Annotated in this window: 16 protein-coding genes; 9 read left to right on the top strand and 7 right to left on the bottom strand. The window is 68.5% G+C overall.

Features of this window, described 5'->3' with window-relative positions; genetic code table 11:
* Nucleotides 1-49 precede the first annotated feature (49 nt).
* Both glgP and JOD67_RS34885 read left to right on the top strand, forming a co-directional pair.
* Complete coding sequence (glgP, locus tag JOD67_RS34890; protein WP_205121932.1) at nt 50-2,641, top strand: alpha-glucan family phosphorylase; 2,592 nt, start codon at nt 50-52, stop codon at nt 2,639-2,641.
* A gap of 37 nt (nt 2,642-2,678) precedes the next feature.
* The gene (locus JOD67_RS34885; RefSeq protein ID WP_205121931.1) at nt 2,679-3,146 is read left to right on the top strand and encodes a pyridoxamine 5'-phosphate oxidase family protein; all 468 of its coding nucleotides are present in this window, start codon (nt 2,679-2,681) and stop codon (nt 3,144-3,146) included.
* Here the strand turns inward: JOD67_RS34885 and JOD67_RS34880 are convergent.
* Nucleotides 3,143-3,568 carry an RbsD/FucU family protein gene (locus JOD67_RS34880; protein ID WP_205121930.1) on the bottom strand — a complete coding sequence of 142 codons (426 nt, stop codon included), beginning with the start codon at nt 3,566-3,568 and terminating at the stop codon, nt 3,143-3,145. The genes JOD67_RS34885 and JOD67_RS34880 overlap by 4 nt on opposite strands.
* 95 nt (nt 3,569-3,663) lie before the next feature.
* On the opposite strand from JOD67_RS34880, the gene JOD67_RS34875 reads away from it, so the two are divergent.
* Nucleotides 3,664-6,129, top strand: coding sequence for a GH116 family glycosyl-hydrolase (locus JOD67_RS34875; protein WP_205121929.1), 2,466 nt, complete (start codon nt 3,664-3,666; stop codon nt 6,127-6,129).
* 79 nt (nt 6,130-6,208) lie between these two features.
* Here JOD67_RS34875 and glgX read toward each other — a convergent pair whose 3' ends face one another.
* The gene (glgX, locus tag JOD67_RS34870) at nt 6,209-8,335 is read right to left on the bottom strand and encodes a glycogen debranching protein GlgX (protein WP_205121928.1); all 2,127 of its coding nucleotides are present in this window, start codon (nt 8,333-8,335) and stop codon (nt 6,209-6,211) included.
* 153 nt (nt 8,336-8,488) lie between these two features.
* On the opposite strand from glgX, the gene JOD67_RS34865 reads away from it, so the two are divergent.
* The 4 genes from JOD67_RS34865 (at nt 8,489) to JOD67_RS34850 (ending at nt 12,159) form a co-directional block, all read left to right on the top strand.
* Nucleotides 8,489-8,851, top strand: a complete 363-nt coding sequence (locus JOD67_RS34865) for an SPW repeat protein (RefSeq protein ID WP_205121927.1) — start codon at nt 8,489-8,491, stop codon at nt 8,849-8,851.
* 10 nt (nt 8,852-8,861) lie between these two features.
* Nucleotides 8,862-9,515 (top strand): TetR/AcrR family transcriptional regulator, encoded by a 654-nt coding sequence (locus tag JOD67_RS34860; protein WP_205121926.1) that lies wholly within the window; start codon nt 8,862-8,864, stop codon nt 9,513-9,515.
* A gap of 731 nt (nt 9,516-10,246) precedes the next feature.
* On the top strand, nt 10,247-11,080 hold the full coding sequence (locus tag JOD67_RS34855) for a PIG-L deacetylase family protein (protein ID WP_205121925.1): 834 nt from the start codon (nt 10,247-10,249) through the stop codon (nt 11,078-11,080).
* 80 nt (nt 11,081-11,160) lie between these two features.
* A complete protein-coding gene (locus JOD67_RS34850) occupies nt 11,161-12,159 on the top strand; it encodes a LacI family DNA-binding transcriptional regulator (protein ID WP_205121924.1) in 999 nt (332 codons plus the stop codon).
* Here the strand turns inward: JOD67_RS34850 and JOD67_RS34845 are convergent.
* The 3 genes from JOD67_RS34845 to JOD67_RS34835 are packed head-to-tail and all read right to left on the bottom strand — an operon-like array spanning nt 12,149 to nt 15,260.
* Nucleotides 12,149-12,973, bottom strand: coding sequence for a carbohydrate ABC transporter permease (locus tag JOD67_RS34845; protein WP_205121923.1), 825 nt, complete (start codon nt 12,971-12,973; stop codon nt 12,149-12,151). The genes JOD67_RS34850 and JOD67_RS34845 overlap by 11 nt on opposite strands.
* A complete protein-coding gene (locus JOD67_RS34840; protein WP_307782659.1) occupies nt 12,973-13,914 on the bottom strand; it encodes a carbohydrate ABC transporter permease in 942 nt (313 codons plus the stop codon). The genes JOD67_RS34845 and JOD67_RS34840 overlap by 1 nt, the downstream gene beginning before the upstream one ends.
* Nucleotides 13,915-13,922: 8 nt before the next feature.
* Nucleotides 13,923-15,260, bottom strand: coding sequence for an extracellular solute-binding protein (locus JOD67_RS34835; RefSeq protein WP_205121922.1), 1,338 nt, complete (start codon nt 15,258-15,260; stop codon nt 13,923-13,925).
* Nucleotides 15,261-15,421: 161 nt separating this feature from the next.
* Here JOD67_RS34835 and arfA point away from each other — a divergent pair, with 161 nt between their 5' ends.
* Complete coding sequence (arfA, locus tag JOD67_RS34830; protein ID WP_205121921.1) at nt 15,422-16,933, top strand: arabinosylfuranosidase ArfA; 1,512 nt, start codon at nt 15,422-15,424, stop codon at nt 16,931-16,933.
* Between the two features lie 154 nt (nt 16,934-17,087).
* Here arfA and JOD67_RS41545 read toward each other — a convergent pair whose 3' ends face one another.
* A complete protein-coding gene (locus JOD67_RS41545) occupies nt 17,088-18,035 on the bottom strand; it encodes a U32 family peptidase (protein WP_307782658.1) in 948 nt (315 codons plus the stop codon).
* A 101-nt stretch (nt 18,036-18,136) separates the two neighbouring features.
* Here JOD67_RS41545 and JOD67_RS34820 point away from each other — a divergent pair, with 101 nt between their 5' ends.
* Nucleotides 18,137-18,904, top strand: coding sequence for an IclR family transcriptional regulator (locus JOD67_RS34820; RefSeq protein ID WP_205121919.1), 768 nt, complete (start codon nt 18,137-18,139; stop codon nt 18,902-18,904).
* Here the strand turns inward: JOD67_RS34820 and JOD67_RS34815 are convergent.
* Entirely contained in the window at nt 18,901-19,644 is a 744-nt protein-coding gene (locus tag JOD67_RS34815) for an SDR family NAD(P)-dependent oxidoreductase (protein ID WP_205121918.1), read from the bottom strand. The genes JOD67_RS34820 and JOD67_RS34815 overlap by 4 nt on opposite strands.
* Nucleotides 19,645-19,657 lie beyond the last annotated feature (13 nt).

Below are 19,657 nucleotides of genomic sequence, written 5' to 3'. Positions count from 1 at the left end.
GGCAGGGGCGCCATCTGGCTGTCATCTGTGATCGGTAGCGTGGACCCTCGTGCGTGCCATCCGTCGCTTCACCGTGCGGCCGGTCCTTCCCGAGCCGCTGTCGCCCCTCGGCGACCTGGTCATGAACCTGCGCTGGTCGTGGGACCCCGCGACCCAGGACCTGTTCGAGGCCGTCGATCCCGAGACCTGGGAACGTGTCGGCCACGACCCGGTCCGGCTGCTTGGCGAGGTGCCGTCCGAACGGCTCGCCGCGCTGACCAGCGACCCAGCCTTCGGCGACCGCCTGCGCGAAGCCGCTGACGACCTCGGCCAGTACCTCACCGGCGACCGCTGGTACCAGGGTCTCGGCGCCGACGTCCCGAAGCAGATCGCCTACTTCTCGCCGGAGTTCGGCATCTCCGCCGTACTCCCGCAGTACTCCGGCGGCCTCGGCATCCTCGCCGGCGACCACCTCAAGGCGGCGAGCGACCTCGGCGTCCCGCTGGTCGGCGTCGGCCTGATGTACCGGCACGGCTACTTCGTGCAGAGCCTGTCCGCCGAGGGTTGGCAGCAGGAGCGCTACCCGCTCGTCGATCCCGACGGCCTGCCGCTGCAGCTGCTCCGCGAGTCCTCCGGCAAGGCCGCGCGCGTCACCGTGGGGCTGCCGGACGGTCGTACGCTGAACGCCCAGATCTGGGTCGCCCAGGTCGGCCGCATCCCGTTGCTGCTGCTCGACTCCGGCGTCGAGGAGAACGCGCCGCTCGAGCGCGACGTCACCGACCGGCTGTACGGCGGCGGCACCGAGCACCGGCTGCTGCAGGAGATGCTGCTCGGCATCGGCGGCGTCCGCGCCCTGCGCGTCTACGCCCGCATCCAAGGCACGCCCGCGCCCGAGGTGTTCCACACGAACGAGGGCCACGCCGGCTTCCTCGGCCTGGAGCGGATCCGCGAGTACGTCGAGGACCGCGGCCTCGACTTCTCCTCCGCGCTCGAGATCACCCGCGCCGGCACGGTCTTCACCACCCACACGCCCGTTCCGGCCGGCATCGACCGGTTCGGCCGCGACCTGATCGAGCAGCACCTCGGCGGCGACAACGCCGCGGAGGGCGTACCGATCGACCGCGTCCTTGCGCTCGGCGCGGAGGACTACGAGGGCGGCGACCCCGGCGTCTTCAACATGGCCGTGATGGGGCTGCGTCTCGCCCAGCGTGCCAACGGCGTGAGCAAGCTGCACGGCGAGGTCAGCCGCGGCATGTTCTCCGGCCTCTGGCCAGGCTTCGACGTCACCGAAGTGCCGATCGCGTCGGTCACGAACGGCGTGCACGCGCCCACCTGGGTCGCCCGCGAGATGGGCGAGCTGGAGGCACGGACGAACGGCAACGACGTCTCCGGCGACTGGGACGTGGCCGACCAGCTCCCGGAGAACGAGCTGTGGCACATCAAGGGCCTGCTGCGCGCCCAGCTCGTCGCGGTCGCGCGCCGGCGGCTGCGGGAGTCGTGGCTCGCCCGCGGCGCGTCCGAGGCGGAGCTCGGCTGGATCGACTCCGCGCTGGACCCGAACGTGCTCACGATCGGCTTCGCGCGGCGCGTTCCGTCGTACAAGCGGCTCACGCTGATGCTCGGCGACATCCCGCGGCTGAAGGCGCTGCTGCTGTCGTCCGAGCGGCCGATCCAGATCCTGATCGCGGGGAAGTCGCACCCGGCCGACGACGGCGGCAAGAAGCTGATCCAGGAGATCGTCCGGTTCTGCGACGACCCCGAGGTGCGGCACCGGATCGTGTTCCTGCCGGACTACGACATGGGCCTCGCGCACCCGCTGGTCGCGGGCTGCGACGTGTGGCTGAACAACCCGCTGCGCCCGTACGAGGCCTGCGGAACGTCGGGCATGAAGGCCGCGCTGAACGGCGGCCTGAACCTGTCGATCCGCGACGGCTGGTGGGACGAGTGGTTCGACGGCGAGAACGGCTGGGCGATCCCGTCCGCGGACGGGGTCCAGGACGCCGACCGCCGGGACGTGCTCGAGGCGAACGCGCTGTACGACCTGATCGAGGGTCAGGTCGTGCCGCGGTTCTACGACCGCGACGCCGACGGGCTGCCGCGGCGCTGGGTCGAGATGATGCGGCACACGCTCGGCTCGCTCGGGCCGAAGGTGCTGGCCTCGCGGATGCTGCACGACTACGTGCGGAAGCTCTACGCGCCGTCGGCCCTGGCGTCGCGTGCGTTGAACGACTCGTACGACGGGGCTCGGGCGCTGGCCGGGTGGAAGGCGCGGGTGCGGGAGGCCTGGCCTTCGGTGCGCGTCGACCACGTGGAGTCGTCCGGGGTGGACGACCACGCCGAGCTGGGGATGACGGTGTCGTTCCGCGCGTTTGTGTCGTTGGGTGCTCTGACACCTGCCGACGTGGACGTGCAGGTGCTGCACGGCCGCGTGGACGAGGCGGACACCCTGCGCGACCCGGCGGTGGTCTCGTTGGAGCCGGCGGAGACGTACGAGGCGGGGCGTTGCCGCTTCGAGGGCGACGTGAAGCTGGACCGTACGGGTCCGTTCGGCTACACGATCCGCATCCTGCCGAAGAACGCCCAGCTGGCCTCGTCCGCTGAGCTCGGCCTGGTCTCCTGGCCGGCGGAGACGCCGGGCATCACCAACGGCGATCTGAGGTAGACCCCTTCTGTCGGTGGTCGGTGCCAGGCTTCGGGTCATGGCACCGACCGCCGCGAAGCTGAGGTTCCCGCAGGGGTACGGCCGCGCCACGAGGACGCTGCGCTGGGCCGCGGTCCAGGCGCAGCTCGTCGAGGCGAGGGTCTACTGGTTCGCCAGCGTGCGCCCCGACGGGCGGCCCCACGTGGTGCCGCTGGACGGCATCTGGGACGACGGCATCTGGTACTACGGCGGCGCGCCCGAGACCGTCCACCGGCGCAACATCGAGGCGAGCCCGTTCGCCTCGATCCACCTGCCCGACGCGGGGCGCGTGGTGGTCGTCGACGGTGAGGTGCGGCGCACGCCGCGGCCTCCGGAGGAGGCGGCGAGGCTCGCCGAGCTCTCGAACGCGAAGTACGGCTACGGCAGCCCCGCCAGCGACTACGAGAACGCGCTCGGCCTGCATCCGAAGCGGGCGATCGCGTGGGACACGTTCCCCAAGGACGCCACCCGGTTCACGTTCGACTAGGCGCCCGAGGCGACGCCCAGGGTGAGCAGGATGTTGGCGTACGTCCGTTGCTCCCCAGTCGCGATCACCAGCGCCACGTCCTCGGACCGGGCCGCGTCGTAGAACTTGTACCGGTCCAGCTCGTCCACCGGTACCGAGTCGCCCAACAGCCGGCTGAACTCGGTGAAGATCTCCGGCGCCTCCTGGTCCTTCGGCGGGTGCATCACGGCCGCGGACTCGATGGGGACCGCGTCGACGAGCAGCTCCAGCACCTGGGGCACCGAGACGAGTCCGGGGGTCAGGTTGAGAAACACGTGCGTGCAGTTCGGGCCAGAAGCGGTCACGAACGGATAGTGCCCATCGGCGATGAGCACGCGGGACCCATGCCCCGCAGACGCGAGCGCCGCGAGGATCTCCGGGTGGGTGAGCCGGTACCGAAGCATGGGATGCTCCCTCTCGATCATGACTTTCGTGCGGCACTATATCTGTCGGAAATCGATTGCCATCGAGGTCCTACCATCCGCTACCTGGAGCCCTCATGCAGCAGGAAGTCCCGATCTGGCCGGTCCTCCGCACGTACGACGCAGCGCACTCGATCCGGGTCGCCCTTCCCCTCGGCGGGATAGGCACGGGCACCATCACGCTCGGCGGTCGAGGCGACCTGCGCGACTGGGAGCTGCGCAACCGCCCCGCCAAGGGGTTCGCCCCCGATACGGCGATGTTCCTCCTCCGCGTCGCCGAGCCCGACGGTACGAGCCAGACCAGGCTCCTCGAGGGCCCGATCGACCCCACCCAGTACGAGGGTGGCCACGGCTCGCAGGTGAAGAACCACGGACTCCCGAGGTTCCGCGAGTCCGAGTTCCACGCCGCGTACCCGCTTGGCCAGCTCCTCCTCGACGACCCCGACTCGCTGGTGAGCGTGCGGCTGCAGGCGTTCAACCCACTGGTCCCGACCGACGCCGACGCGAGCGGCATCCCGGTCGCGGTACTGCGGTACGTGGTCACGAACAAGACCGACCGCGCCCTGGACATCGCGATCGCCGGCAGCGTGCAGAACTTCCTCGCCGAGGAGCGCAACGCGAACGCCAACCGCGAGGCGTCCGGAGCGCGCGGCGTCCTGGCCACCACGACGGGCCGAGAGACGGGCGACCGGGAGTGGGGCTCGTTCGCCCTCGCCGTGGTGGGCGAGGACGAGAACGACGTCACCACCCGCACCTCGTGGGCGGACGGGCTCGGCTGGAGCGGTGAGCTGCTCGACTTCTGGTCCGACTTCACCGCCGACGGCCGCCTCGACGAGCGTGAGACCGAGGCCAAGCGCCCCGTCGCCTCGGTCGCCGCTGGCACCTCGGTCGGTGCCGGGGAGACACGCGCGTTGACGTTCGTCCTCGCCTGGCACTTCCCGAACCGCAAGGCCTGGGAGGACGAGGACACCACGGTCGGCAACTACTACACGACCAAGTACGCCGATGCGTGGGCCGTCGTGGCCGACACCGCGCCCCAGCTCGCCGAGCTGGAGCGGCGGACGGTGGACTTCGTCCGCGCGTTCGTCGACAGCGACCTGCCGGTCGCCGTCAAGGACGCGGCGCTGTCGAACGTCAGCACGCTGCGGACCGAGACCTGCTTCCGTACGCCGGACGGCCGGTTCTTCGGCTGGGAGGGCTGCTCCGACGGCGGCGGCTGCTGCTATGGCAACTGCACGCACGTCTGGAACTACGAGCAGACCACGCCGTTCCTGTTCGGCGCGTTGGCGAAGTCGATGCGGGAGACCGAGTTCGTCTACGGCACGGGCGCGGACGGCCACATGAACTTCCGCATCCCGCTTCCGCTCGGCGAGAAGAAGGGCGACGGAGTGGCGGCGGCGGACGGCCAGATGGGCTGCCTCGTCAAGCTCTACCGGGAGTGGAAGCTGTCCGGCGACGAGGACTTGCTGCGTACGTTGTGGCCCAAGGCGCGCAAGGCGCTGGAGTTCGCCTGGATCCCGGGCGGGTGGGACGCCGACCAGGACGGCGTCATGGAAGGTTCGCAGCACAACACGATGGATGTCGAGTACTTCGGCCCGAACCCCGAGGTCGGCTCCTGGTACCTCGCCGCCCTGCGTGCCGGCGAGGAGATCGCAAGGCACGTGGGAGACGACGAGTTCGCGGCCCGCTGCGCGGACCTGTTCGCCCGCGGCTCGGCCTGGCTCGACGAGCATCTGTTCAACGGCGCGTACTACGTGCACGAGATCCGGCCGGTCGGCAGCGAGGACGCGATCGCTCCTGGCCTGCGGCTGCCGGGGATCGGCGCCCGCAACCTGCTGCTGCCGGAATTCCAGATCGGCGACGGCTGCCTCGCCGACCAGCTGGTGGGCCAGTACCTCGCGCACATCGTCGGGCTCGGCCACCTGCTGAACGTGGAGAACATCAAGACGACGCTGCAGACGATCCTGCGCGAGAACAGGCGAGAGGGCGTCTGGGAGCACTTCAACCCGGTGCGGAGCTACACCCTCGGCGACGAGACCGGGCTGCTGGTCGCGTCCTACCCGAACGGCAACCAGCCCGAGCGGCCGTTCCCGTACTACGCGGAGGTGTGGACCGGTCTGGAGTACACGGCGGCGATCGGCATGATCTACGAGGGCCTGGTCGACGAGGGCGTCGCGGTGATCGAGACCGTGCGCGGCCGGTACGACGGGCAGCGGCGGAACCCGTTCGACGAGGCGGAGTGCGGGCACCACTACGTCCGCGCGATGGCCGCGTGGGGCGCGGTGCCGGCGTTGACCGGGTTCGCGTACGACGGGACGACGGGGGCTTTGACGTTCGCCTCGTCGGCGCAGCCTGTGAGCTGGTTCTGGTCGAACGGACACGCCTTCGGCACGGTCCGTCAGGAGGGCGGGAACGTGAAGCTCGACGTGCTCGGCGGCGAGGTACGAGTCGACACGCTGACGCTCACCGGCAAGGGCGAGGCTGCCGTCAACCGCACCTTGACAGCCGGCGACTCGGCCGAGCTCACCGTCCCCGTGCCGTGATCATGAACGTGATCATGAAGGCAGAACGGCGTATATGACGGCTACGCCTTCATGATCACGGACACGATCACGGACATGATCACGAGGCGCAGAGGAGGACCACGCTGCGGGCCGGGAGGGTGAGGCGCTCCCCGGCCCGTCCGTGCGTCGCGGTCAGCTCCTCGGACGTGTCGAGTACGACCTCGTACTCGTCCGCCCACGGGCGGGACGGCAGCACGGCCTCGATCGGTGCGGGGCCGGCGTGCAGCCAGAGCAGGAACGAGTCGTCCTGCACCGGCTCGCCGTTCGGCAGCCGCCGCCCCGTCCGGTCGCCGGCGAAGAACATCCCGAGCGTCAACAGATGCGGGTCGTGCCAGGCCTCGTGGTCCATCTCCCGGCCCCACGGCCCGAACCACCCCACGTCGCGCCGACCCTCGTCCCCGTCGAGCCGGCCGCTGAAGAACCGCGGCCGGCGGAACACCGGATGCTCGCGCCGCAGACGCAACAGCGTCTTGACGAACTCCGGCAGCTCCGCCCATCCCGGCTCCGAGGACGACCAGTCGAACCAGGAGATCTCGTTGTCCTGGCAGTACGCGTTGTTGTTGCCATGCTGCGTCCGCCCGCGTTCGTCCCCGGCCGTGAGCATCGGTACACCGGCCGACAACAGCAACGAGGCAAGGAGATTCCGCGCCTGCCGCTGTCGCAGGGCGTTGACAGTGGGGTCGGACGTCTCGCCCTCGACGCCGCCGTTCCAGGAACGGTTGTTGTCGGTGCCGTCGCGGTTGTCCTCGCCGTTCGCCTCGTTGTGCTTGCGTTCGTACGACACCAGGTCGCGCAACGTGAAGCCGTCGTGCGCGGTGACGAAGTTGACCGAAGCCGACGGGCGCCGGCCGTTGTGGCGGAACCGGTCGCTCGAACCCGACAGTCGGTACGCCAGATCCCAAAGCCCGCCTGGCGAAACGCCGCGCCAGAAGTCTCGCAGCGCGTCGCGGTAGCGGTCGTTCCACTCCGACCACGGCGGCGGGAATGCGCCGAGCTGGTACCCGCCCGGCCCGAGATCCCACGGCTCGGCGATGAGTTTCACCTTGCTCAGAACGGGATCCTGCCCGACCACCGTGAGGAACGGTCCGGCCGTGTCGACGTCCTCGGTCGCCCGCGCCAGCGCCGGCGCGAGGTCGAAACGGAACCCGTCGACGTGCATCTCCTCGACCCAGTACCGCAGCGAGTCGGTGACGAGGCGGACGACGTGCGGGTTGCGAAGGTTGAGCGTGTTGCCCGTTCCGGTGTGGTCGAGCGAGCGGCGACCGTGGTCGCGCAGCCGGTAGTACGCCGGGTTGTGCAGGCCGCGATAGGCGAGCGTCGGCCCGGCCTCGTTCTGCTCGCCGGTGTGGTTGTAGACGACGTCGAGGACGACCTCGAGGCCGGCCTCGTGCAGCGCGCGGACCATCGCCTTGAACTCGCGCACCTGTTGGCCCTCGCTGCCGGACGCGGCGTAGGTGGCGTGCGGGGCGAAGAAGCCGAGGCTGTTGTAGCCCCAGTAGTTCGACATGCCGCGCTGCAGCAGCGCGGGCTCGCTGACGAAGTGGTGGACCGGCAGCAGCTCGACGGTCGTGACGCCGAGCGCCTTGAGCTCCTCGAGCACCGCGGGATGGGCGAGGCCGGCGTACGTGCCGCGCAGCTCCGGCGGGACCTTCGGGTGGCGCATCGTGAAGCCGCGGATGTGCAGCTCGTACAGCACGGTGTCGCCCCACGGGACGCGCGGGCGTACGTCGGCGCCCCAGTCGAAGTCGTCGGCGACGACGACCGAGCGGGGCACGTACGGCGCGGAGTCGTGGTCGTCGCGCACGGTGTCGTCGCCGGTGGTGCGGCGGTGTCCGTACACCGCGTCGTGGTCGACGAACGCGCCGGTGAGGGCCTTCGCGTACGGGTCCGCGAGCAGCTTGGCGGCGTTGAAGCGGTGGCCGGTGACGGGGTCCCAGCTGCCGGTGACGCGATAGCCGTACCGCTGGCCGGCACCGATGCCGGGCACGTGTCCGTGCCAGGTGCCGAACGTGCGGTCCTGCAACGGCAGCCGCTTCTCCTCGGTGCCGTCGAACAGGCACAGCTCCACCTGGCGCGCCATCGGTGCCCACACGGCGAACGTCGTCCCCGTCTGGTCGACCGTCGCGCCGAAGGGCGGGTGGCCGTCGGGCCACGGATCGATGGCGTCCCCTCCCGTCTCGATCATCTGGGCAGTGTGCCAGGTGGACCCGTCGCTCGCAGCAGGTGTCGGGCGGCTCGACGTGCCGTACATCACGATTGACCGGGCGGTCAATCAGCGACGTAGAATCGAAGCGTGCTCGATCGAGATCCGACTCGAGCTCTAGCTGGAGGCAGGTCCATGGACACCAAGAAGTGGGCCCGATGGCAGGACTACGTTGCCCTGCTTGCTGGCGTCGTTCTCGCTCTCACTCCGATCTGGTTCAACCCGAACGAGACCGGCGGCGTCTGGGCGATGATCGTTCTCGGAGTCGTGCTCGCCGGCTCCGCCCTCTGGTCGCTGCAGGCGCCCGGGGCTGTCGCGAGCGAATGGGTGCACGCGATCCTCGGCGTGTTGATGTTCGTCGCACCATGGGTGCTGAGCTACGCGAACGAGGCCGGAGCGGCCTGGTCCTCGTGGATCATCGGTCTGGTCGCGGTGATCGTTGGACTGTGGGCTCTGCCAGAGTCGTCACAAGCCCACAAGAAGCTCGTGGCAGGTTAGCTTTCTGCCTGTGAGTCGTCCCTCCAAGCCCGCGTCTGCTGGTTCTCGAAGCCCCCGGACCAGCAAGACGCGGGCTTCGTCCACCCGCAAGGTCGCGCACGGCCGGAGCGCTGGCGACGCGCGGTCCCGGATCCTGGACGCTGCGGAACACCTGATCGCGGAGAACGGCTTCGACGCGACCCCGACCGCCCGGATCGCCGAGGCGGCGGCGGTGCCGAAGGGGCTGGTGTTCCACTACTTCCCGACAAAGACTGAGCTGCTGACCGCGTTGATCTCGGAGCGAACGAACGCGGACGCGCTGCGCGACGTCGAGCTGGAGATCGTCCCGGGCGACGTCGCGGGAACGCTGACGCGCCTGGCCGCGCGCTTCCGGGAAAGCGGGCACTCGTCGGAACGGATGCGGCGGATCATCTTCCGCGAGACCGAGACGCACCCGGAGGTACGGGACTGTGTGTCGGGGCTGTATCGCGAGGCGGTGAAGCACGTACGCGATGCCGTGGACGCCGCGCTCGGCTCCGCGGCGGTGCCGGACGCGCGGCGCGAAGCAGTGGCGGCGACGTTCGCGGCGTTGCTCATCCACGACGCGAACTACCAGCCAATGACGGGGGAGACCCTCGACCTCGAGGAGATCGCCTCAGTCCTCGCCGCCGGCCTAGAGGATTGAATGAAGGGCACCTTCATACGAACCTATTGAATGAAGGTGCCCTTCATTCAAAGCGGAGCGGGGACGGAAGGCCCGGCTTCATCCGAGCCACAAGAGACCGGGGGTCAACAAGCGACGCGAGCACGGCAGCAATCCCCAGCAAGAAGGAACCTCCCCCGGGACACTGTTCCGGGGGCAGGGGCGGCGCGTATGAAACTGGTGGCCGGGCCGGGGCGAGTCAAGGGCCGCTCCGCGGTCGCGAAGCGACGTCGTTCGCCGTCCGCGAAGCGCCCTCGAACGGCGCCCTTGACGCGCCCCGGACCGGCCACCACACTCGACCGCCGCCACAGACCCGAGAGCACCAACCCCCGGAGAGATCTCATCGAGGACCGCACCAAGACAGCACCAGACCCAGAAGAGCTTCGCCAAGAAACATGAGCTACTCGGGCACCCACGATGGGGAAGCGCAGCACCGGCGACAACCTCCAGGACCTTGGATGAAGGGCACCTTCATCCAATAGGTTTGGATGAAGGTGCCCTTCATCCAACCCCGCTCCAACCTCGGCCACCGGTCCGTGATCATGAACGTGATCATGAAGTCAAACCCGTCGTATACGACCAGTCCAGCTTCATGATCACGTTCATGATCACGGCGGCGTCGAGGGCGCCCAGCGGATGGGCCGGCATCCAAACGCCAACCAAGGTCTTGACATGGAACGGCGTTCCGTCTGAAGTCAGGGCCCATGAAGGTCATGACGATCTACGCCCACCCGGCCGACACGATCACCAACTGCGGCGGCACGCTCGCCCGGCATGCCGATGCCGGCGACGAGGTCGTCGCGCTGATCCTGACCCACGGCGGGCGGATCCACGCGAACAAGTACGCCGAGGAGTGGCGGCGCGACAACCCCGATCCGTCCATCACCGGCGCCAGCCTCGACGAGATCATCGAGAACAAGAAGGGCGAGCTCCGCCGGGCCGCCTCGATCATCGGCATCGGCGAGGTGATCACGTTCGACCTCGACGACAACTTCGCCGCGGTGTCGGAGGACGTCGTCGACCGGATCGCATTCGAGCTCGCGCGCCAGCAGCCGGACGTCGTGATCATGGACTACCCGCTGAACCAGTCCTGGAACAACCCGCACACGGTCGCCACGATGATGGCGATGGCCGGCCTCGGACGCGCGTCCCAGGCGCTGCTCAACCTCGACGGCGCGGCGGACTTCCACGTCAAGCAGGTGTTCTTCACGTCGCTCCCGATCGTGATCGGCGACTCGCTGAGCCTGGGCGGGCAGCGCAACGACGTGTACGTCGACATCACCGACGTCGTCGGGCGCAAGGTGGCGGCGATGGACGAGTTCGTCAGCCAGGGGTACGCGGGGCTGTTCTCGCGGAAGCTGATCGAGTCGAACAACGGCGAGCACGGCCGCATCGCGGGCGTGAACTTCGCCGAGGCCTTCTGCCGCCTGAACGCCGAGACCCACACGACGCTTCCGGTGACCAAAGCCGCGATGGAGCAGGACGTGCTCACCCGGCACGTGGCGTACTCCGAGCTCAACCTGCGTCAAATGTTCCCGCTGACCTGACCTGCAACGTTGCAAGTCCGGGTGACCTTGCCTACGATCCGGACCGGGGTCGAAGCGCTTCAACACCCCGGGAGGTGCGCGTGGTCAAGATCGCCGACGTCGCCAGGCATGCCAACGTCGCCGCGAGCACGGTGTCGTACGTCCTGAGCGGCAAGCGCCCGATCTCGCCCGAGGTCCAGGCGCGCGTGCACGAGAGCATCCGCATCCTCGGCTACCACGCCCACGCCGGGGCCAGGGCGCTCGCGAGCAAGCGCACCAACATCATCGCGCTCGTTATCCCGCTCCGCACCGGCGTCCACGTCCCCGTCCTCATGCAGTTCGTCACCGCTGTCGCCGCGCGCGCCCGCGAGTCCGACTACGACATCCTGCTGCTCACCCAGGACGAGGGCGAGCGCGGCCTGCAACGCGTCCAGGGCAGCTCACTCGCCGACGTCCTCATCGTGATGGACGTCGAGATGCAGGACGAACGCCTCCCGCTGATCCGCGCGCTCAGCACGCCGACGGTTCTCATCGGCTTCCCCGCGGACCCCGACGGCCTCACCTGCATCGACCTCGACTTCTCCGCCGCCGGCGCCGCGTGCCTCGAGCACCTAGCCAGCCTCGGCCACAAGTGCGTCGGGCTGGTGGGCAGTCCGTACGCCGTCTACGAACGCGGCACCGGCTTCGCGACCCGGGTGCTCGACGGCATCGAGGGCGCCGCCGAACGGCACGGGATCACGATCACCACGCACCCGTGCGACCCCAACCCAGCCGACGTCCAGACCACCGTACGCGACCTGCTCGGCCACCACCCCGACATGACCGGGCTCATCGTGCACAACGAGGGCGTGGTCGAGTCGCTCGTCCACGCGCTGCGGACGTTCGGCCGCCGGGTTCCCGACGACATGTCGATCGTCGCGATCGGCCCGAACGAGTGGGCCGAACGCCACAACCTCACCGCGGTCGCGCTCCCGGCCGACGAGGTGGGTACGCGAGCGGTCGAGCTCGCGCTGGCCCAGCTCGACGGCAAGGACGTCCCGGCCGCCTCGCTCCTCGCCCCCGTCCTCACGCCACGGGGGAGCACACGCCCTAGTACTTGAGCCCAGTCCCGGCGATCCCCTCGACGATCCGGCGCTGGAACAGCAGGAACACGACGAGCAACGGCAGCGCGCCCAGCACCGCGGAGGCCATGATCTGCGCGTACTGGATGCCGTACGCGCTCGACACCGTCGCCAACCCCACCGGCAGGGTCACCAGCGGGGTCGAGGTCAGAACGAGCAACGGCCACAGGAAGTTGTTCCACGACCAGACGAACGTGAAGATCGCCACCGCCGAGATCGCCGGCCGCGACAACGGCAGGAATATCCGCGCGTAGATACGCAACCTCGACGCGCCGTCCACGCGTGCGGCCTCTTCCAGCTCGCGCGGCACGCCGTCGAAGAACTGCTTGAAGACGAACACCGCCACCGGCGCGGCGATCTGCGGCAGGATCACCGCCCAGTACGTGTCGATCAGGTTCACCGCCGCGAACTCGCGGAACAGCGGAACGATCAGCGCCTGCCCCGGAATCATGATGCCCGCGAGGATGAACCAGAAGACGAACGTGCTGCCACGGAAGCGGATTCGCGACAAGGCGTAGCCCGCCATGCTGCAGAACACGACCGAGAACACCGCGATCAGCGTCGAGATCACGAAGCTGTTGAAGTACCACTGCAGGATGTTCCCGGCACCGAGCACTTTCGTGTACGCGTCGAACGTCAGGTTCTCGATCCCCCAGGTCACCGGGACGATCGTGGTCTCGGCCTCGGGCTTGAGCGAGGTGTCGATCGCCCATGCGAACGGCATGATCCAGAGCAGCGCGAACGCGATCAATGCGCCGATGCAGACGCCGTTGAACAGTCGTTGGCGGGTCATCACGACACCCTTTCCTGCCGGCGTACCAGCCAGAACCAGACGAGGGAGACGACGAGGATCAACGCGAACAGCACCATCGAGACCGCCGACGCGTACCCGACGCGGTAGTCGGTGAAGCCGACGTCGTAGATGTACTGGATCGCCGGTCTCGTCGCGAAGTCCGGACCGCCGCCCGTCATCAGGTAGATCTGGTCGAAGATCTTCAGCGACGCGATGACCTGGAGGACGGCGACGAGTGTGGTCGTACGACCGAGCAGCGGGATCGTGATGCGCGTGATCTGCTTCCACGGTGAGGCGCCGTCGATCGCCGAGGCCTCGTACAGATCGCGCGGGATGTCCTGCAGGCCGGCGAGATAGAGCACGAAGTTGAAGCCGATCGTCCACCAGACCGTGGTGAGCGCGACCGAGATCATCGCCCAGCTCGGGTCGCCGAGCCAGGTCGGCGCGGCGAGGTTGCCGGGGAGCTTCGCGACCCAGTCGTTCAACAGGCCGAGGTCCGGCGTGTAGAGCCAGACCCAGATCAACGCGACGACGGCGGACGGGAGGACGTACGGCGCGAAGAACACCAGCCGGAAGAACCACCGGCCGCGCACGAGCCGGTCCGCGAGCAAGGCGAACACCAGCGCGAGAACGACCAGCGGGGGAGTGGTGAGGATCGTGAACCACACCGTGTGCCACAGCGCGGACCAGAACTCCGGTGTGCTGAACGCCTCGGCATAGTTGCCGAATCCGGCGAAGCTTGACAAGCCGCCCTTGACAAGGCTCGCGTTGAAGAAGCTCATCACGAAGCCGTACAGGCTCGGCCCGAACAGAAACAGGATGTAGAGAACGAGGAACGGCGCGAGGAAGCCCAGCCCCGACAGTGTTCTCCGATCCCGTCGGTGTGGCTGCGTCGCGGGTGTTTCGGCAGTCCGCGGCGGCAATGTCGTTGCGGTGCCCACGGATCCTCCTACAACGGGGACGGCGTACGAGCGAGCTTGCTGATGCCGATCTGCATGCGGGTCACGGCGGCTTCGGGTTGGCTGCGTCCGGTGAGGACCTCGCCGATCACCGCGCCGGCGATGTTCTCGAAGTTCGAGCCCGAGCCGGAGTACCACGCGGGTGGGTCGTACACCGCGCTCTCGGCGACGTCGGCGTAGTTCGACTGCGGCTTGATCGCCTTGTACTCGGCGCTTTCCTGGACCGGAAGCCAGGTCGGGATGTGGCCCCCGCCGCCCCAGGTGAGGCCCTGGTCGAGCATGGACCGGATGAATCCGAGCGTCCGGTCGAGCCGATCGTCGGGGATCTCGGCCTGGCCGGGGAGGACGAACGTGTGCGAGTCGGCCTGCACTGCGTACTCCTCGCCGAACAGCAACGGGTAACGCTGCATGCTGAACGGCATCTTCGCGGTGAGGAACGTACTGACCTCCCACTCACCCTCGAAGTAGAACGCCGCGCGTCCGTTGGCGAACAGGGCGACCGCACCGCCGTAGTCGATGTCGGTCGGCATCACCTTCTCCTCGACGGTGAGCCTTCTCATGTACTTGAGGACCTCGACCGCCTTGTCGGTCTCGACGATCTGCTCCGGCGCCGATCCGGTGAGCAGCGTGCCGCCGAGCTGGCTGTAGAGGGTGAAGAAGCAGCGCCAGTCCGTCGCCGGGTCGGCGATCGTCGACATCGCGCCGCCCCAGGCCTTCGTGATGCCCTTGGCCGCCGCCATCGCGTCGATGAACGCCTCCGGGTCGTCGACGTCCTTGAGATTGCCGTCGCTGTCCAGCAGGCCGGCCTTCTCGCAGATGTCGGTGTTGTAGAACATCACGAACGGGTGGGTGTCGAGCGGGATCGCGTAGATCTGGCCGTCGATCGTTCCGCCCTGGATCGCCCGTTCGACGAACTTGTCCGGTGTCATGCCGTGCCGTGCCAGCGCCTCGGGCGGGAACGGCTGCAGCAGTCCGGCAGTGGCCAGGGTCGACACCCGCGTGAGGTGGGAGATGGCCACATCCGGCGGCTGGGCGCCCAACGTGGCAAGGGAGAGTTTCGTGTAGTACGGATTGCCCCAGGTCAGCGTGACGGCCTCGAGGTCGACGTCCGGATTGGCCTTCTGGTAGACGGCCTCCATCTCCTTCATGCGGACGCCGTCGCCGCCACCGAGGAGGTTCCAGTACGTGAGGACGTTCGCGGCAGGTGGCTGACCGGTGAAGCCCGACCGGGCGACGCCGCATCCAACCAGTGCTCCCGAAAGTGCAAGCAGGCCAGCGGATCCGAGGAGGTCCCGCCGGCTCACACCGTGTTTCGGAAACGTCTGCATGGCAGGGAACCTCCGCAGTTCGATTCCGTTCGACGCCGATTCGATTCCCCGCAGCGAACCTTGTTCGAGATCTCGAACGCCGTACGTGATATTGAACATCAGGCTACGATCGTGTTCTGTTGGCGTCAACGGTTCGTTCGCGCTGTCATCCGGAGGACTTAGTGGACAAGGCCAGCATCGTCGTGGATCCCGCGTTCAAGATCGGCGATATCGATCCGCGGATTCGTGGCTCGTTCGTCGAACACCTCGGACGCTGTGTCTATGGCGGCATCTACGAGCCGGATCACCCCTCCGCCGACGAGGACGGGTTCCGGACCGACGTTCTGGAGCTGACGCGCGAGCTCGGGGTGACCGCCGTGCGCTATCCCGGCGGCAACTTCGTCTCCGGCTACAACTGGGAGGACGGGATCGGGCCGAAGGCCGACCGTCCGCGCCGGCTGGAGCTCGCGTGGAAGACGCTGGAGACCAACCAGGTCGGGGTGGACGAGTTCGCGGCGTGGTGTCGCAAGGCGGCGACCGAGCCGATCATGGCGGTGAACCTCGGGACCCGCGGCGTCGCCGAGGCGGCCGAGCTGGTGGAGTACTGCAACCATCCGGCGGGCTCGTACTGGTCGGACCAGCGGGTGCGGAACGGCGCGAAGGATCCGCACGGCGTTCGCCTGTGGTGCTTGGGCAACGAGATGGACGGACAGTGGCAGATCGGGCACAAGACCGCGCGTGAGTACGGCCTGTTGGCGGCCGAGACCGCGAAGGCGATGCGGATGGTGGACCCGTCGCTCGAGCTGGTCGCCTGCGGGTCGTCGCACCGGCGGATGCCGACGTTCGCCTCGTGGGAAGCGGAGGTGCTGGAGCACACGTACGACGTGGTCGACTACGTGTCGTTGCACTCCTACTACGCGCCGCGCAACGGCGACGTGGCGTCATTCCTGGCTTCCGGTGTCGACATGGACGAGATGATCGAGGCCGTGGTGGCCTCGTGCGACTACGCCCGGGCGAAGCTCGGCCGGTCGAAGCGGATCGACCTGTCGTACGACGAGTGGAACGTGTGGTACTCCGGCGGCTCCTGGCAGGACACGGTGGATCCGTGGACGGAGGCGCCGCCGATCCTGCAGGACGAGTACTCGGTGATGGACGCGGTCGTCGTGGGGTCGCTGCTCAACAGCCTGCTGCGGCACGCGGACCGGGTGAAGATCGCGTGCTTTGCCCAACTGGTGAACGTGATCGCGCCGATGACGACGGAGAACGGCGGGCCGGCTTGGCGGCAGTCGAGCTATCACCCGATGGCTCTGGCGTTCGCTCACGGAGTGGGGGCAGCGCTGCGGGTGGAGCCGGTGTCGCCGCTGGTCTCGACGCCTTTGTACGGAGATGTGCCGCAGTTGGACGCGACCGTGACCTATGACGAGTCTTCTGGCGCGGTGGCTGTGTTTGCCGTCAACCGTTCCTTGACGGAGCCGCTGGTGCTGTCTGCTGACCTCCGGTCTCTGCCCTCGGCGCGGGTGGTCGAGCACGTGGCCTTGTTCGACTCGGACCGGGACGCGATCAACACCAAGGACGCGCCCGACCGGGTGGTGCCACGTACTCAGCCGGCGCCTTCTCTCGCCGACGGCCGACTCGAGGCGGAGCTGCCGCCGCTCTCCTGGAGCCTGATCCGCCTCACCACCACCCCCAGCTGACCGTCCCCTGACCGCCCACCTCCGCACCCACCTCGGCTGACCCTCCTTGCACGGTCGCAAAGTGTGGGGTTCTGGTAGCGACACGCCAGCGTGTCGCTACCAGAACCCCACACTTTGGAGGGGCGGGAGGCGGGCGGTGGTGGCGGGCTGGGGGCTAGCGAGGGGAGGGGTTGACCGGGACGGCGAGGCCGGCGGCGCCGGGGTCGGAGGTCTTCTCGGTGTTGCCGGAGCGCTGCAGCAGGTCGAGGCCGAGGCGGGCGCGGCGTACGCGTTCGCGGGTCAGCGCCACCGTGGTCGCGTCGAGGTGCGTGCCTGACGGGTAGACGTCCGGCGCGTTGCGCAAGCCGAACTTGACGTACACCGGCGCGGCGACCTCGATCAGTTCCGGAAGCTCGTGGTGGCGGAGGAATCCGCCGATGTTGTCGGGCGACTCCACGTACACGTCGAGCGGAATGTCCACCGTGGAACGGATCGCGGCGATCTCGCCGAGCGTCAGGTCGGTGACCAGGTTGAGCGTGTCCGCGCCGAGGTCCTCCAGGACGCGGGCGGTGGCGGCGTTCGCGACGGGCAGCATGACGGAGACCTTCGCCTGCATGTCCGGCGGCAGGTCGCCTCGCGCGCGCAGCTGCCCGAAGACCGAGAGCACGCCGATGTCGGAGATCAACACCGAGCGGATGCCGTGCTCGGCGGCGCGCAGGGCATCGTCGAGGCAGGCGCGTACCTGGTCCTGGCCGTGCGCGGAGGCAGCAAAGACACCGCCGGCGGGCGCGCGGGCGGCGGCCGACGTACCCCAGCCCGCCGCGGGGCGCGCGAACAGGCTGACCTCGACGCCGGCCTCGCTCGCGAGATCGGCCATCTCGTCGATCTCGTCGTCGGTGAGCAGGAAGACCCCGCTGCCTTGGGAGATGCGCCGTACGGGTACGCCGAGCCTGGCGGCTTCCTCCAGCGCCGCGGCGAGACAGGCGGGACCTTCCGTGCTCGGGATCTCGACGCGGTAGCGAACTCCGTCCGGGAATCGCTTCGACGACGACGGAAGCTCGGTAAAGTCGCGACCTGGTAGGCCGAGTCCTTCGAGCAACTGGCGTGGGTTCTTGTCGACCACGTTGCACCGTCTCTTGAGCTTGTTCGAGATATCGGACACCATACGGTTACTCGAACATCGTCACCACGGGACGTAGGTGGCGTCAACCCTTCGGAGGCGGGATGGTCGGCCGGTCAGTGCCTGCCGTCGTACGTGCACTCGACATCCTCGAGCTGTTCGGGCACCGGGAAGCGCTGTCCATCCCGGAGATCACGTCGTTGCTGGGGCTGCCGCGGACGACGGTGCACGAGCTGGTGAACACGCTGGTGCAGCGGTCCTACCTGTCGCCCGTTCCGGATCACTCGAACCGGTTCCGGCTGGGGGTCGAGCTCTTCCACCTCGGGTCGACGTACGCGGAACGGCTGGACATCGCGCGCGAGGGGCAGGCGGTGGCGGCGGAGGTGGCCGCGTCGTGCGGCGAGACCGTGCACGTGGCGGTGCTGGACGGCACGGACGTGGTGTATGTGGCGAAGATCGACAGCACGGCGTCGGTGCGGATGGTGTCCGCGGTCGGGCGTCGGCTGCCGGCGCACTGCACGGCGGTGGGGCTGCGGCTGCTGGCGAGCCTGCCGGACGAGCGGCTGGCTGTCCTGTTCCCGCTGGACGAGAAGCTGGAGGGGCTGACGCGGCGGAGCATCACGTCGCCCCGTACGTTGCGGCGGCGCTTGGCGGAGATCCGTTCCGACGGGTTGGCGTACGACAACTGCGAGTCGAACGAGTCGGTGTGCTGCGTGGCGGCAGCGATCCTCTCGACCGGTGGCGAGGCGGTGGCGGCGATGTCGATCTCGGTGCCGATCGTGCGGTGGAACGACAAGCGCGGGGCGGAGCTGGCGTCGCACGTACGTTCCGGCGCGGACGAACTCTCGCGGCGGCTGGGGCACCGGGTCTAGTACGTGGCGCGGCCGCCGGTGAGGTCGAAGGTGAAGCCGGTGGTGAAGCTGCAGTCCTTGGAGGCGATGAACGCCAGCATGGCCGCGGCCTCCTCGACGGTGCCGGTGCGCTTCATCGGGATCTTGTCGGTCATGTAGGTGACGACCTCGTCGGGCAGCGCGGCGACGAGATCGGTGCGGATGACGGCCGGCGCGAGCGCGTTGACCGTGATGCCCGTTTCGGCGTACTCCTTGCCCTGCGCCTTGACCATGCCGATCATGCCGGCCTTGGTGGCGGAGTAGGCGATCATGTTCGCGTTCCCCTCCTTGCCGGCGATGCTCGCGACGTGCACGATGCGGCCGTAGTTGTGTTGGAGCATGTGCCTGAGGGCGGTCTGGCTGACGACGAGGGCGCCGCGCAAGTTGATCTTGACGACCCGGTCGAAGTCGTCGAGCTCGACCTCGTGGCTCTGCTTGCCGGTGGTGCCAGAGATGCCGGCGCAGTTGATCGCGATGTGAACCTGGCCGAACGCGTTCTCTGCCTGCTCGAACGCTGTCTGGACACTCGTCTCGTCGCTGACATCCGCGCTCACCGCGATGGCTCTGGGGCCGATCTCCTGCGCGGTCTTCTGCGCCGTGTCCTGGTCGCGGTCCACACAGGCCACGCTGGCACCCCTCTGGGCCAGCAAGATCGCGACGGCCCGCCCAATCCCCGCCCCAGCCCCAATGACAACGGCGGCCTGCCCCTCGAAATCGCTCATACCCTCTTGCGTA

Source organism: Tenggerimyces flavus (assembly GCF_016907715.1).
Classification (GTDB): domain Bacteria; phylum Actinomycetota; class Actinomycetes; order Propionibacteriales; family Actinopolymorphaceae; genus Tenggerimyces; species Tenggerimyces flavus.
The sequence above is the reverse complement of the archived record's forward strand: the minus strand, read 5'-3'. Positions and strand labels throughout refer to the sequence as shown.